The organism is Mucilaginibacter flavus, assembly GCF_030409315.1.
GTDB lineage: Bacteria > Bacteroidota > Bacteroidia > Sphingobacteriales > Sphingobacteriaceae > Mucilaginibacter > Mucilaginibacter flavus.
Genome location: NZ_JAUFPS010000041.1, coordinates 168,771 through 184,367, shown reverse-complemented (window position 1 = coordinate 184,367; position 15,597 = coordinate 168,771). Strand labels below are relative to the sequence as shown.

Genomic DNA, 15,597 nt, shown 5'->3' with positions numbered 1-15,597 from the left:
CTATTGGCTATTTAAGTCCATAATAATAATGAAATTGACATTTATTTTAACGGTATTCTTTAGCCTGCAAACCATGGCAAAAGTGTACTCACAACAAAAAGTCACCTTTGACATGAAATCTGCTGATTTCAAGAAAGTTATCTCTGCTATTCAAAAGCAGACTAACTATCACTTTGTTTTCAGCGAGCGCAAAATCCCTTCAACACAAAAGATAACTTTAAGTGTACAAAACGAAGAAGTTACCTCTGTATTGAACAAGGTATTGGCAAACACCGATTTCACTTATACCCAACTTGAAAACAACCTGATAGTCATTACCGGCAAAAACGAAGCTCCGGTAGCGGCTACCACTGTTAAAGGTAAAGTGTCTGACGAAACCGGTGCCCCTGCTCCGGGCGTTTCTGTAAGGGTAAAAGGCAGCACCACTGGTACTGTAACAGATTCAAATGGCAATTTCTCATTAACTGTTCCTGATAATGCAGTATTGGTTTTCTCATTTTTAGGTTACGAAAACCAGGAAGTTGCAGTGGCTGGTAAAACTACCTTAAACATCAGAATGACTGTTTCGGCAAAAAGCCTTAATGAAGTTGTGGTAACAGCTTTGGGTATCAAAAAAGATGAAAAGAAATTAGGCTACTCTGTAACCACAGTAGGCGGTGGCGCTTTGGACAAAGCAAAAGAAAGTAACGTTGCTTACTCATTAGAAGGCCGTGTTGCTGGTTTAAGTATCAGTGGTACAAACGGTGGCGCGGGTTCATCTGCACGTATCTTACTACGTGGTGTAACCAGTACAACTGCCGGCGGTCCGTTATTTGTTATCAACGGTGTACCGATGGATAACACACAACGTGGTCAATCGGGCGAATGGGGCGGTGCCGATTACGGTGATGGTATCTCAAACATCAACCCAGATGATATTGAAACCATGACTGTTTTGAAAGGTCAATCAGCATCTGCATTATACGGTACACGTGCGGTTAACGGTGTAATTTTGATCACTACCAAATCTGGTAAAAAGAACTCTGGCTTTGGCGTTGAGTATAACACCAACTACCAAGCAGATAAAGTTGTAAACAATACAGATTTCCAAACCCAATATGGTCAGGGCGAAAATGGTGTTAAACCTAATAATGCCGCCGACGCGTTAAGTTCTGGTAGCCTTGCATGGGGTGCTAAACTTGATGGCTCACAAGTGCCGCAATTTGATGGTAAAAGCTATGCTTATTCAAAAACCAGTGATGACTGGACAAAATTCTATAAAACCGGCAATACCTTTACAAACACAGTTGCTTTAACTGGCGGTAATGAAACAGGTGCTTTCCGTTTGTCATTATCAGATATGAATAACCATGCTGTCACTCCAAACAGTGGTCTTAACAGAAAAACCTTCAACTTTAACGGTTCACAAACTGTAATTAAAAACCTGGACATTAACCTGGTTGCCAATTACATTTTGGATAACGAGAAAAACCGTTCTGGCTTGAGCGATGGACCAGGTAATCCTAACAACGTTCAGTTCTTAGCGCCAAATGAGGCCCAAAGCATCCTGGCCCCAGGAACAAAAGCAGATGGTACCGAGCAATCATTTACTAATGATACTTATGTAACTAACCCTTACTTTGCTGCTTACAACTTTGTAACCAATACTAACAGGGAGCGTTTAATATCATCAATTTCGGCAAAATACGCTATTACACCGTGGGCTTATATCCAGGGCCGCATAGGTTATGATAAAATACATGATAACCGCTTAAGCATCACCCCTACCGGTACAGCTTATAACAGCAGCAACGGTAGCATGCAAACGCAAACTACCCAGATCACCGAGTTCAATACAGACGTGTTAGCAGGTGCTAAACATGATATCATCAAAGATTTCTTAAATTTAGATTTATCTGTTGGTGGTAACATCCGTAAAAGCAACGCTTCCGGTACCTTTATTAATGCTAACAATTTTATCATCCCTTATTTCTATGACCTATCTAACGGTTTAACAAGAGATAGCGGTAACCAGGGCATAACTGCTTTACAAGTTAACTCAGCGTACTACACCGCAGATTTTTCAATTAAAGACTTCCTTGTTTTAGGTACAACCGGTCGTTATGACTACTATAGCACAATTTCAAGCAAATTAGGCCCAGGTATATTTACACCATCAGTATCTGCAAGTTTCATCTTTTCAGATTTAACTCATATTGAGGGCCTTGATCTTGGTAAATTACGCTTGTCATACGCCAGAACAAGTAACGGTGCACAACCATATAAGAATGCTGTTTATTACAGTGTTGCAAATTCTGTTAACAGCGTAAGTGCAGGAACATTTGATGGCACACTTGCAAACTTATTCCTTAAACCATATTTACTAAGCGAATTTGAAATTGGTACATCATTGAAATTTTTTAATGACCGTTTAGGATTAGATGTTTCTTATTTCACTAAGAAAACTAAAAACGAGATTGTTCAGGCTACCCTCGATCAATCAAGTGGTTATACTTCAAACTACATTCCCACCGCGCAAGTACAAAACAACGGCATTGAGGTTGAAATTCACGGAACACCTATTAAAACCAGTACTTTTAGCTGGAATCCATCGTTCAACTTTACCTACGTTAAAAACAAAGTTCTTTCAACAGATAATTCTGGAGGTAACTTAGGTTTGGGTACTTACCGCCCATTAAATGCAACTACTGCATTTGTTAAAGGCATGTCTGGTCCGCAAATTTTAGCTAACGATTACAAACGCGATGCAAGCGGCAACATCATTTTTGATGCAAGCGGTAATGCAGAGGCAACCGGTCGTATAGCAATGGGTAGCGTAACTCCTAAGTTTTATGGTGGCTTTAACAACGAGTTTAACTTCAAGAACTTTAACCTTGCGTTCCTTATCGATTACCGTTTTGGCAACAAAGTATTATCAGCAACTAACTATTATAGCATCTTCCGTGGTTTAAACAAAATGACTTTGGTTGGCCGCGAAACTGGTGTAGTTGGTGTTGGTGTTACTGAAGCCGGTACTACAAACACTACCAACGTACCAGCCGAAACCTACTACCAGAATTTAGCACGTAACGTGTCTGCCCTTAACGTATTGGATGGCAGCTTTATCAAACTTCGCCAAGTAACTTTTGGATACTCAATTCCAAAAACTACTATCGCGAACACTCCATTCAATTCAATTACAGTTTCATTGGTAGCACGTAACCTGTGGACTATCATGAAACATACTGACAACATTGATCCGGAATCAAACTTTGCTCCAGGCATTAATTATGCCGGTATTGAAGGTACCAGCGTACCTGCAGTAAGGACTTATGGTTTAAACGTGAACTTTAAATTAAAAAAATAACAAAGATGAAAAAACGACTTATATATAGTTGCCTAATTGCAGGTACCACCTTTATGTTGGGTTGTACTAAAAACTTTGACAAGATAAACACCGATCCTACTAAAGTTAATGCTACCCTATTTAACCCTAACTTTTTGTTAGCACAGGCACAAATAAAGTTCTCTAATACTGGTTATGATCAATTGCTTTACCAAAGCATGTGGTCGCAGTCATTAGCTTCAACTTATGATTACTACGGCAATGGTGATAAATACATTTACGCCGGTAGCGGCAGGGATTATTATTCAAGAACATGGAATACAAGCTACGGCTCATCTACCTTAATTGATGAGATGAAAAACCTTGTAAAAGGTAATGCTTCGTATACTAACCTTGATAATGTTGGCACTATCTTCCGTATGATGATTTTGCAACGTATTACAGATGCTTACGGCGATTGTCCTTTTTCACAAGAAGGGCAGGCAAAATCTGGTGTTACTACACCAGTATTTGATAGCCAGCAAAGCATTTACACGTCTATGCTTGATCTGTTAGATAAAGCTACAGCGGCTTTAGACGTATCAAAGGATAAACCAACATCTGATCTTTTTTATAGCGGTGATATCACCAAATGGAAAAAATTAGGTTATTCTTTAATGTTACGTGCGGCTATGCGCCTTACCAAAGTTGACGCTGCTACAGCTAAAACTTATGCAGAAAAAGCATATGCAGGTGGTACTATGGCATCAATTGACGATAACGCTAAAGTAAAAGCAGATAATGCCAATGGTAACGGTAACAGCGATGCAGCTGCACTATTGGTTACGGATGATTTCAGAGAAGTTAGATGGTCAAAAACCCTTATGGACTTCATGCAATCAAGCAACGATCCAAGGATCAGCGCAATTGGCGAGATTTCTGCCGGAACTGGTAAAAAAGCTAACGAAACTCAGATAGCCGGTGTTAACACTGCTTCATTGCAAATTGGTATGCCAAACGGCTACGACCAAAAAGGTGGCGCCACTGATATCTCAAAAGCATCAAACTACCCAGGCACAAGCCCTGCTAACCCAGCTGTTGATAAAGATGCGGCTGCACCAGATGGTAAATACTCACGCCCGCAATTTGCAGTTTATGACGATCGTAACCGCTACAACTTCCTGTTAACTTATGGCGAAACAGAATTATTATTGGCCGAAGCAGCGGTTAACGGCTGGGCTACCGGCGTTGCGGCTACCCACTATGCTAATGCCTTAGCAGCAGATATGCAAACGCTGAGCCAGTTTGGCACTACATCAGTGCCTGCTGCAAGCATTACAGCGTATGTTGCATTACATCCATTAGTTGCTGCAACCGCTTTACAGCAAATTAACATGGAGTATTATGTTGAAACATCGTCAACATTTAACTTCAATGAAACATGGGCTAATTGGAGAAGATCAGGCTACCCTGTAATAACAGCGGTTGTTTATCCAAACCAGTTTGATACTTCAATTCCAAGAAGAATCCCTTATCCATTGGGTCTTCCGGCAACCAACGGTGCTAATTACACTGCTGCTGTTGCTAAACTTAGCGGTGGTGATACCTTTGCCGCCAAAGTTTGGTGGGATAAATAGTATCCATTTTATATTAACAAACAGGGAGACAATATTGTCTCCCTGTTTGTTTTATTCTATTTATAAAGTTTATTTTTAATAAACCGCGTGCCCCCGATCATGAGTTTTTATTTAAAGTGCTTATGTCCATTTTTACTTTCTCTTTTTTTAAACGCGCAGCCAGTCCATCTGCTATAATAGTAGCGGCATTTTCCTTTATTGCGCTTCCCTCCTATGCGCAGCAACCGCTGTTTAAGCTGCTGAACAGTAAAGAAACCAACGTTAAATTCAGTAACGATATCAACGAGACAGAATCGCTCAACGTGTTATCATATGAGTATTTTTACAATGGTGGTGGTGTAGCTGTGGGCGATATCAACAATGACGGCCTGCCCGATTTAATGTTTACCGGTAACATGAAGCCTAATAAACTTTACCTAAACATGGGCCACATGAAGTTTAAGGACATTACCGATAGCGCGAACCCCGAGCTTGGCGGCCGGCCAGATTCATGGAAAACCGGCGTTACCATGGCCGATGTTAATGGCGATGGCTTATTGGATATTTACGTTTGCTACTCGGGCAAAACTGATAACGCCACCCGCAGCAACCAGCTATTTATAAACCAGGGAAATAATAAATTTAAAGAAGAAGCTAAACAATACGGTTTAGCCGACCCGGGATATAGCACCCAGGCTGTATTTTTTGATTATGACAATGATGGCGATCTGGATATGTTTTTGTTAAACCATAACATTAAAAAGATCGACAACATGGAGCTGGCCCGTTACAAGGATCAAACAGACGATTTGGCCAGCAATAAATTATTCAGGAACGATGGCGGCCATTTTACCGATGTATCAAAAGCCGCCGGGATAGTACAAAACCCACTCACCTTTGGTTTGGGAGTGGCCATTGCCGATATCAATAAAGATGGCTGGCCCGATATTTACGTTACCAACGATTACAACGAACCAGATTATATCTACATCAATAATCACGACGGTACTTTTAAAGAGAAATCAAAAGATATGCTGAGGCATATGTCGCACTTTTCAATGGGTGTTGATATTGCCGATTTTAATAATGACGGCCTGCCCGATATTATGACCCTTGATATGTTGCCCGAGGATAACCACAGGCAAAAATCACTACAATTAGAAGAAAACTATGAGTCCTTCGCGTTAATGCAAAACCAGGGGCTTTACAAACAATATATGCGCAATATGCTGCAGCTAAACAATGGCGACGGTACATTCAGCGAAATCGCACAGCTTGCAGGTTTATCCAACACCGACTGGAGCTGGTGCCCGCTCATTGCCGATTTTGATAATGACGGCTATAAAGACATTTTTATCAGTAACGGCTACTTAAGAGATTACACCAATAAGGATTTTTTACGCTACTGGGGCGATTACAAGATCAAAAAAGCCATGGCTGCCGAACCTTTCCGCCTGATGGATTTGGTTATGGCGATGCCATCAACAGCCGTACCCGACTATATTTTCAGAAATAACCACGACCTTACCTTTAGCAATAAACAGGTAGAATGGGGCTTAAACCAACAAAATATTTCAAGCGGCGCCGTATATGTAGATCTGGACAATGACGGCGACCTTGACCTGGTGGTAAATAATATCAATCAACCGGCATCCATCTATCAGAACACCAGCCGCGAAATAAACAATACTTCCTACATCGCCTTAAAACTCAAAGGTACCGGCAAAAACACTAACGCAATTGGTGCTAAAGTGACGATATATAATGGTAAAAACATCCAATACCAGGAAGTGAATCCTAATCGCGGCTATCTGTCATGTGTATCAACCACCTTAAACTTTGGTTTGGGAGATGCTAAAGCTGTTGACTCAGTACGCATAATTTGGCCGGATAACTCATCGCAATTAATGAAAGATGTTAAAGCGAACCAATTACTCACCATCAAATACCAGCCGACCGAAAAAACATTCATGCAGGCCGCTGTAACCAGCAAGCCTGTTTTTAAACGCGCAAATCCAATCATCGATTTTAAACCGGAGGAAATCATCTTAAATGATTTTAAACGCCAATTGTTGATGTTGTTTATGTATTCAAAAACAGCGCCTGTAATTGTAAAGGCTGATGTTAATGGTGATGGCCTGGAAGATTTGTTTGTAAGCGGAGAAAAAGATAGTCCCGGTAAAATTTACCAGCAACAGGCCGATGGCAAATATGTAGCTAAAGATATCGTTCGTGGCAGCACAGATAATATCGGTACTACATCAGCAGCAGCTTTTTTTGATGCCAATGGCGATGGCAAACCCGATTTATACGTTGCTAAGGGTGGTTATTCGTTATACGAGCCTAATACGCCCGATTTGCAGGATGAACTTTACTTAAACGAAGGCAATGGCCGCTTTGTGCTCGCTCCTACTGCCCTCCCGGTGTTAAACGCCAACAGCAAATCGGTTGTAAAACCTTTTGACTTTGACGGCGATGGCGACATGGATATTTTTGTTGGCGGCAGGGTAATTCCTGGTCAATACCCGGTTGCGCCACAAAGCTACCTGTTGGTTAATGATGGTAAAGGCAAATTCACAGCGGCAACTATTCCATTTAACAAAATTGGTATTGTAACCGATGCCCAATGGATTGACCTGAATAGCGATGGCCGTAAAGATTTGGTTTTATGTGGCGAACTAATGCCGATAACCATCTTCATTAACGATAAAGATGGCTTTAAAGATAAGACTACCGATTACTTTGGTACGCTTCAGAAAGGTTTCTGGAATAGGATCACATTTGCCGATGTTAACGGCGATGGCAAACCTGACCTGATTGCAGGTAACCTTGGATTAAACACCCAGATTCGTGCTACTGATAAAGAGCCGGGCGAAATGTACTTTGCCGATATTGACGGCAATGGCTCTATCGATCCATTCTTTAACTTTTATATCCAGGGCAAAAGCTATCCTTTTGTAAGCCGCGACGAATTGAATGAGCAGATTTACCCGATGCGCCGACGCTTTAATTCTTACAAAGCCTATGCGGATGCAACAATCAATGAAGTTTTAACACCCGAAGAATTAGGCAAAACACACAAACTATCGGTAAACACTACCAAAACCACGCTTTACATTAACCAAAATGGCAAGTTTGTTGAGGCAGCCCTGCCTACCGAAGCCCAGTTTGCCCCCGCCACGCAAATTTTAACCGGTGATTACGACCACGACGGACATGTAGATATTTTGTTATTGGGTAACCACTCTGATAACCGCTTAAAAATTGGCAGTATTGATGCTAATTATGGCTGCCTGTTGAAAGGCGACGGTAAAGGTGGGTTTGTGTATGTTCCTCAGCCAGCATCCGGCCTATCGGTTATCGGCGACGTAAAATCGGCCGTTGAGGTTAACATCAACAAAACCCCTTATTTATTGATTGGCGTAAGCGATGGCCCGCTACAATTTTACCAGGAACAATGAACTATTTTAAAAGATCATTTATAATACTTTGCGTATTAAGCATAAACCACTGCTTTGCGCAAACCAATACTAACAGCTACCCGGATTATTTACAACCAGATCATGCGGTAAACGCTGTAACCATGGTAATGGTACATGATGTGGTTAGTCCGCCGGTTGCTGCGCGTTACTATGCTTATACCATGATGGGCGCTTATAATATTGTTGCGGCCAATAACAAAAGCATTCCACAGCTACAAAAGTTTGTAAAGGATTACAAGGCGAACACCACTTTAGATACCATCACCTTTAAATACGATTATAAGATTGCGGCTTTTTACAGCATTTTAGAGACAGCCAAACTGATGTTGCCATCGGGCTTTATGTTAAAGGATGATGAAGACGCTTTTGTGCAACTGCTGCAAAAAACCAATGTAGATAAAACCATTATTGCCAATTCTGTCAAAGTAGGCGAAATGGCATCCAAAATAGCAGTTGGGTTTTCAAAAACGGATCATTATAGCCAGCTTAGCGCGCTAAAACGATATACGCCTATAAAAGACGAAAGCAAATGGTACCCTACCCCTCCCGGCTATTTTGAAGCGGTTGAACCCAACTGGCGTACCATTCGCACTATGGTTATTGATTCGGCTACACAGTATAAACCGGCAGCACTGATTCCTTTTAGCAAGGATACTACGTCGGCATTTTACGCGCAGGTAAAGGCGGTATACAATATCTCAAAACACCTTACTACCGACCAGTTAAACACAGCCTTGTTTTGGGATTGTAATCCTTTTGCAATCACCACATCGGGGCACATGGCTATAGGCTATAAAAAGATAAGCCCCGGCGGGCATTGGATGCATATCGCAGGGCTGGTGACCAAACAAGCCGGACTTGATTTTGATCATTCAACAGAGGTGATAACCCTGGAAAGCTTAACCCTTATGGATGCCTTTATCAGCTGCTGGGAAGAAAAATTCACCAGTAACCGCATCCGGCCAGAAACTTATATTAACCGTTATATGGATGTGAAATGGCAGCCCGTGTTGCAAACTCCCCCATTCCCGGAGTATACCAGCGGCCACGCGGTAATTTCCAATGCATCAGCCGAGATACTTACGTATTTATTGGGTGATAACTTTGCCTACACGGATAATACCGAGATTCCGTTTGGCAGCAGCCAGCGCGATTTTAAATCGTTTAAGCAGGCAGCTGCAGAGGCCTCCATGTCAAGGTTTTACGGTGGTATCCACTACATGCAAAGCATTGAAAATGGCAACGTACAAGGCCAAAATGTAGGCAAAGGCGTAATAGCAAAAATTAAAAAAGCGGGGGTTATGCCCCTTGTTAAATAAGTATCGTTTATTTGCATAATACTATCACCACATATTAATGAAACACATTGCACAAAAAATGATAAAAGCAAGCGCGACCTTCCTGTTGGGTGGCGTTTGCTTTTTTACAAGCCAGCCTGCTGCAGCGCAGGATAAACCTCTTTTCCGTGACAATTCGCAATCGATTGAGCTAAGATTAAAGGACCTGATTTCAAAGCTTACTTTGGAAGAAAAGGTATCCCTTTTAGGTTATCGCAGCAAAGCCGTTGACCGCCTTGGCATCCCTGCTTATAACTGGTGGAACGAGGGTTTACACGGTGTGGCCCGTGCCGGCGAGGCTACCATATTTCCGCAGGCTATCGGCTTATCGGCTACATTTAATGAAGCGCTGGTGGATTCTGTGGCCGATGCCATCTCTACAGAGGCCCGTGCAAAGTATAACCTGTCTACAGGCATGGGCAGGCATTTACAATATATGGGGTTAACCTTTTGGACGCCCAACATTAATATCTTCCGCGATCCACGCTGGGGCCGCGGACAGGAAACTTACGGCGAAGACCCGTTTTTAACAGCTCACATCGGTTCGGCATTTGTTAAGGGGATGCAGGGGACCAATCCCCGTTATTTAAAGGCATCGGCCACCGCCAAGCACTTTGCAGCACATAGCGGTCCCGAAGCTACCCGCGATTATTTTGACGCCATTGTTGATGAAAAAGATATGCGCGAGACGTACCTGTACGCTTTTCACGCGCTGGTGAACAATGGTGTTGAATCGGTAATGACGGCGTATAACAGTATCAACGGCGTGCCCAATTCCGTTAATAAAAACCTGGTTACCGATATTTTAAGGAACGAATGGGGATTTAAAGGGCACGTAGTAACCGACTGCGGCGCTTTGGATGACGTATTTTTAACCCATAAAACCATCCCTACCGCTCCTGAGGCTGCCGCCGCAGCAATTAAGGCTGGGATAGATTTGGATTGTTCGTCTGTTTTCCAGAACGATATTATCAAGGCCATCCAACTTAAGCTTTTAACAGAGAAAGAAGTTGATGTAGCGCTGAACCATTTATTAAAAACCCAATTTAAACTGGGCTTTTTTGACGATGCCGCTGCAAGTCCATTTAAAACTTATGGAGCCGATAGCCTGCACAATGCAACGCACATTAACCTTGCGCGTAAAGCAGCCCAACAAAGCATGGTATTGTTAAAAAACGAGGGTAATATCCTTCCGTTTAAACAAGGCCAATACTCCAGCTTTATGGTTTTAGGACCAAATGCCGCGGCTTTAGATCCTATGATTGGCAGCTATCATGGTGTAAGCAGCAAAGTGGTAAACTTTGTTGAAGGTATTACAGCTGCCGTTGACCCTGCCACACGTGTAGAATATGATTTGGGTTGCGACTATCGCGACACTACACACTTCGGCGGTATCTGGGGTGCCGGCAATGCCGATGTTACCATAGCGGTATTGGGCTTATCGCCGGTATTAGAAGGCGAAGCAGGCGATGCATTTCTTGCCGAATCGGGCGGTGATAAAAAGAACCTTAGCCTGCCTGCAAGCGAAATTGCTTTTATGCGGGAATTGCGTAAAAGCGTTAAAAAACCAATTATAGCGGTAATTACTGCCGGTAGCGATGTAGATGTATCGGCCATTTCACCGTATGCAGATGCCATCATATATGCCTGGTACCCCGGCGAACAAGGTGGCAACGCTTTGGCCGATATTGTTTTTGGTAAGGTAAGTCCATCGGGGCACCTCCCACTTACGTTTTACAATTCGGTTAACGATTTGCCTAAATATGAAAGCTACAGCATGAAAGGCCGCACCTACCGTTATTTTGGTGGTGCTGTGCAATATCCGTTTGGCTTCGGTATGAGCTACAGCAGTTTTGGTTACGATGCGGTATCTGCTCCATCAAAACAATACGCCGCCAAAGATACCGTCACTGTACAGATAAAAGTTAAAAATACCGGCAACATGAACGCCGATGACGTTGTACAGGCTTACATCAAATACCCCAATGTAGACAGGATGCCGCTGAAAGAGCTCAAAGGCTTTAAACGAGTATCTGTTGCAAAAGGTGGAGAGCAATTGATCACCATAAAAGTCCCTGTTAAAGAACTTCAAAAATGGGATTTAATCAAACATAACTGGAAACTTTATCCAGGCGACTACAAGTTAATTATCGGAGAGAACTCTTCCGATGAGAAACTTGCCTTTGGCTTTAAGCTGAGCGGCAAATAAAATTATTTAACAGAATAGCTGTCGATTTAATAAATAGAGATAGCTATTCTGTTTTTTTCTTCCTCATCATTTTCCGGATCAAAATTCGAACGAGACCTTTCTCTATCCTTCTCCTGAATGCCTTATTTAAAAACGCGATTAATAGGTAAAGCAAGGTTATACATCCAAAACCAGCCCAGCTTGATCTAAACAACTTACCCAGAAAAAAGCCCAGGGTTAGCGTCAAGAACACAAAAGCCACAATAAATATCAAAACCACAGCTAAATCCGCAGCGGTACTGGCAACGGCAGTACTACCCTTTGCTATCGCTTCTAACTTAAACAGCTTGTAGCGGGTTTCAAAATACCGTTTTAATTGCTTTACAATAGGTTGATAAGTATCGTTTGTTTCCATAAGCAGGTATAGATTTACTTAAGAAACAGCTGACTATAAAAATGGTTTAATAAATTAATTAAAAGGAAACAAAATTGTTTTTCATTGAGGGGTGTATCAGGACCGAAAAACTTGCGAAGTTTTGAAAACTTCGCAAGTTTGCAATGCTACATCACTTCCTTAAGTATTCTTATAACCGCATCGCTCAATTCTGTTTGCTGATACTTACCGCTTTCAAACACAGCCTTAACCCATTGCAATACCTTATCGTTGGGATATTGCTTTAATTCGTCATTAAGCCAGTTGGCCGCCGCTGCCCTATTCTGCAGTTTTTCAATAGCCCAGGCCGTTACCAAATCATTGGCGGGAAGAAAATTGCTGACTGTATTTTCTATTTTAGGTTTAAAGGCGATGATCTTTTGCAAATACCGATTGGCTTCGCTGGTGTTGCCTTGTTTTAAATAACACTGATAGCTCATCCAGTCCTCCAGGCGCTCGTCAACATTTTCGGCATAAGGCTTGCCTGCGCCAAGATTGGCGGGCCATTTTTTTGCTTCGGCTATGAAACTTAAAGCTGCTGCGTAGTTTTTGGCTTTTAGTTTTTGTACGGCCTGCATCAGTTCTGTTTCTCTATACAATTCCCGGCCAATAGTAGCCCCCTCAAACGGAAGGATGTTGATACCGGCTAACAGTTTACCACAATTGTTATAATGCTTATTAAGCAACAGCGTTTTGGCATACAATATGCCGATAATATAGTTATCGCGGTGAGCCTTGTAAAATGGTTCAACCGTAGTCAGCGCCTCTTTGTATTGTTGATGCGTTAAATAATATTCGCCAAGGAGTTTATTGTAACGCCAGCCATTATCCAATTTAACAGCCATCGTTAAGTCGGCCAAATCTGTTGTTGCCATTTGCATGGCGGCACGTGCGGCATAAAATGGGGCAAAATCCGGCTCATTACCACATTGAGTAAATAGTTTCTTACTTTCTTCAACACGGTTTCTATCCCGATATAATAATGCCAGTAAATATTTAGGTTTCCAACTGTTACTTTGCTTCATTGCCCATTGCAATACCTCTTCGTCGTTGTTTCGGAAAGGAAATACAAACGCAGGAGTTAAAGTATTTGCCTGGTTCAACAAATCCTGGTATGGTTTACCCTGCAAATGCCGCAAAAACGCCAGTTTATAATCAACCAATACATTACCCGGCGATAACCGCAATACCTCTTCACTTTCTGCTACACAGCCATTCTTGTAATAACTATCAGCCAGCTCCAGATAACTTTCAATCGGTTGCTCATTACGAATCATCGAGCTGAAAGCTATTTTATTTGCATCAGTAGGATTTAACAAATAGCGCTCAAACGCCGCGAAATGGCTAAGCGGCTCAAAATTTACTATTGCATTCAAAATCTCGCCTGCGCTTTTATCGTCCTTTAGCATCCGGTAAGCAATCGCCTGCACCTGCAAAGCGCCAATATCAAACCTGTTAAAATCAAGTGCCCTTGAAGCAAATTCCAACGCTTTATTGTAATCCTTTTGCTTTAAATACAAACTACCCAATGCCGAATATGCAGCATTCCTATATTCCACCGATAAGGAAGCGATATCAAAGCCATCTTTAGCATCGGTGGCGTTGCCTAACTGCGCGTTGATCACCCCATAATAATAATTGGCAGCCCCATCATTGGTATTGATGCTCAGCGCGGTTTTAGCGTAGCTTAAGGCTTCGGGATAACGCATATTGCGGTACATGAGCATTGCGCTTTGTACCAACGCAGGCAAGTAGTAGGGATCTTTATTTAACGCGTCCTTCAGCTTGGTTTCCGCTTCGGGGTACATTTTCTGATCCATCAATTCCTTACCCTGGGTATACAAGCCGTAGGCGCTGTTCCAATCAAAATCTTTTGGTAAATCAAGCGGGCGACTTAAATTATCCGCATATGGTTTTGAGTTATAAATAAGCTTATTTACTCCTAAAGTTACTATCACATCCTTAGCGTCGGCTTTTATCGAATCCGCAAAGATCTGCAAGGGATTCAGGCTTAATTTTTTACTATAAATAACATGATCGCCTTGCTTAACCTCCAACACATCGTCTGTTTTTTGAACCGGGCTAAAATACAGTTTAAGCCAGCCATCGGTTGCCTTTACGTTTAAAGCGCCGTAGTTATTGGCCTGCACAAAACCTTTTGTTTTCATTACCGGGTACCAGTACTCCGTCCAGGTATCAGATGCGCCCGGCGCAAAGCTTTTGTGTTTAAACGGTGTTAAGGTACTTTGTGGCGATGTTTGATTAAATAACCTGCCCGATTGAATCTCTGAATACTGCCCGTCGTTATCGGTAAGCAGTTTTTCCCATATCATGCCCTGGTCTGATAATCCCCATATCCATATCTTTTTGCCGGCTTTATCTTCATGACCACCGTATCGGGCCATGCCAAAATCATCATCGTGCCAATAGGCGCCAAAAAAATCGGTGTACTTACCAAACACGTGGTATGATTTGTAACCACCAAAGTTGTTGTTGTCATAAAACGAGATATCTTTCCCATTTTGCTTGTTAACAGGCCAATCACTGTACTCGCCCTGATGACCGAGATAGCTTGTTCCCGGAAAAATGTATTGCAGGTTACCTTTTGTTTTTATACCGGTATTCATCCAATGGTAATAGGGTTCTTCTATCGGGGTTGAGTTATACCAGAATGACTTGGTGGTAAAGTATGCTTTATCTACTGGCAGGTTAACCTCCATTGTCCAGGTGGTGCTGGTAAGCAAATCGAGCACACTGATAATACAGCTTACACTGCCATCGGCATTTTTACGGGTAAGGTAATCAACCGGGGTTACAGAGTTTGGGGTATGCCCGATGATGCCGTAATTGGGTTCGATACCACCGCTCGTCCAGGGACCGCGCATGGCAATATCCCTGAATTTGATCACATGGTTTTCATAAACAATAGGCTTACCTGTTGATTTTTCGATAGCCGACCAGATTTTGCCCCCTATCTGCGGCATAATAGTAAACCTGATGTACTGATTTTCCAGCTCAACTATCTTCCACTCCTTTTGTACCGGCTTATCCGTAAATCCATCATAACGGAAATACGGATAAACATTGGTAAAATTGGGGATGGGGTTTGGATCAGAGAAAGGGTAACTAACAATTGTTTTGTTATACTCCTTTATACTTGCCTCCTGTTGGGCAAAAGCACTCCCCGCTCCCATGCAAATGCACAGGGCTATCAGCCATTGTTTCTTCATCAGTTAA

The 15,597-nt window shown here is 42.3% G+C and carries 7 protein-coding genes; 5 read left to right on the top strand and 2 right to left on the bottom strand.

Annotated elements, in window-relative coordinates; genetic code table 11:
* Nucleotides 1–28 precede the first annotated feature (28 nt).
* The 5 genes from QWZ17_RS19980 to QWZ17_RS19960 all read left to right on the top strand — a co-directional run bounded on the left by QWZ17_RS19980 (nt 29) and on the right by QWZ17_RS19960 (nt 11,948).
* A complete protein-coding gene (locus tag QWZ17_RS19980) occupies nt 29–3,346 on the top strand; it encodes a SusC/RagA family TonB-linked outer membrane protein (RefSeq protein WP_290307071.1) in 3,318 nt (1,105 codons plus the stop codon).
* Nucleotides 3,347–3,351: 5 nt separating this feature from the next.
* A complete protein-coding gene (locus tag QWZ17_RS19975) occupies nt 3,352–4,941 on the top strand; it encodes a SusD/RagB family nutrient-binding outer membrane lipoprotein (RefSeq protein ID WP_290307070.1) in 1,590 nt (529 codons plus the stop codon).
* Nucleotides 4,942–5,063: 122 nt separating this feature from the next.
* Nucleotides 5,064–8,381 carry a VCBS repeat-containing protein gene (locus QWZ17_RS19970; protein WP_290307069.1) on the top strand — a complete coding sequence of 1,106 codons (3,318 nt, stop codon included), beginning with the start codon at nt 5,064–5,066 and terminating at the stop codon, nt 8,379–8,381.
* Nucleotides 8,378–9,721 carry a vanadium-dependent haloperoxidase gene (locus QWZ17_RS19965; protein WP_290307068.1) on the top strand — a complete coding sequence of 448 codons (1,344 nt, stop codon included), beginning with the start codon at nt 8,378–8,380 and terminating at the stop codon, nt 9,719–9,721. The genes QWZ17_RS19970 and QWZ17_RS19965 overlap by 4 nt, the downstream gene beginning before the upstream one ends.
* A 37-nt stretch (nt 9,722–9,758) precedes the next feature.
* Nucleotides 9,759–11,948, top strand: a complete 2,190-nt coding sequence (locus QWZ17_RS19960) for a glycoside hydrolase family 3 N-terminal domain-containing protein (protein WP_290307067.1) — start codon at nt 9,759–9,761, stop codon at nt 11,946–11,948.
* A 43-nt stretch (nt 11,949–11,991) separates the two neighbouring features.
* Here QWZ17_RS19960 and QWZ17_RS19955 read toward each other — a convergent pair whose 3' ends face one another.
* The gene (locus QWZ17_RS19955) at nt 11,992–12,342 is read right to left on the bottom strand and encodes a phage holin family protein (RefSeq protein ID WP_290307066.1); all 351 of its coding nucleotides are present in this window, start codon (nt 12,340–12,342) and stop codon (nt 11,992–11,994) included.
* A 146-nt stretch (nt 12,343–12,488) separates the two neighbouring features.
* Nucleotides 12,489–15,590, bottom strand: coding sequence for a DUF5107 domain-containing protein (locus QWZ17_RS19950; RefSeq protein ID WP_290307065.1), 3,102 nt, complete (start codon nt 15,588–15,590; stop codon nt 12,489–12,491).
* Nucleotides 15,591–15,597 lie beyond the last annotated feature (7 nt).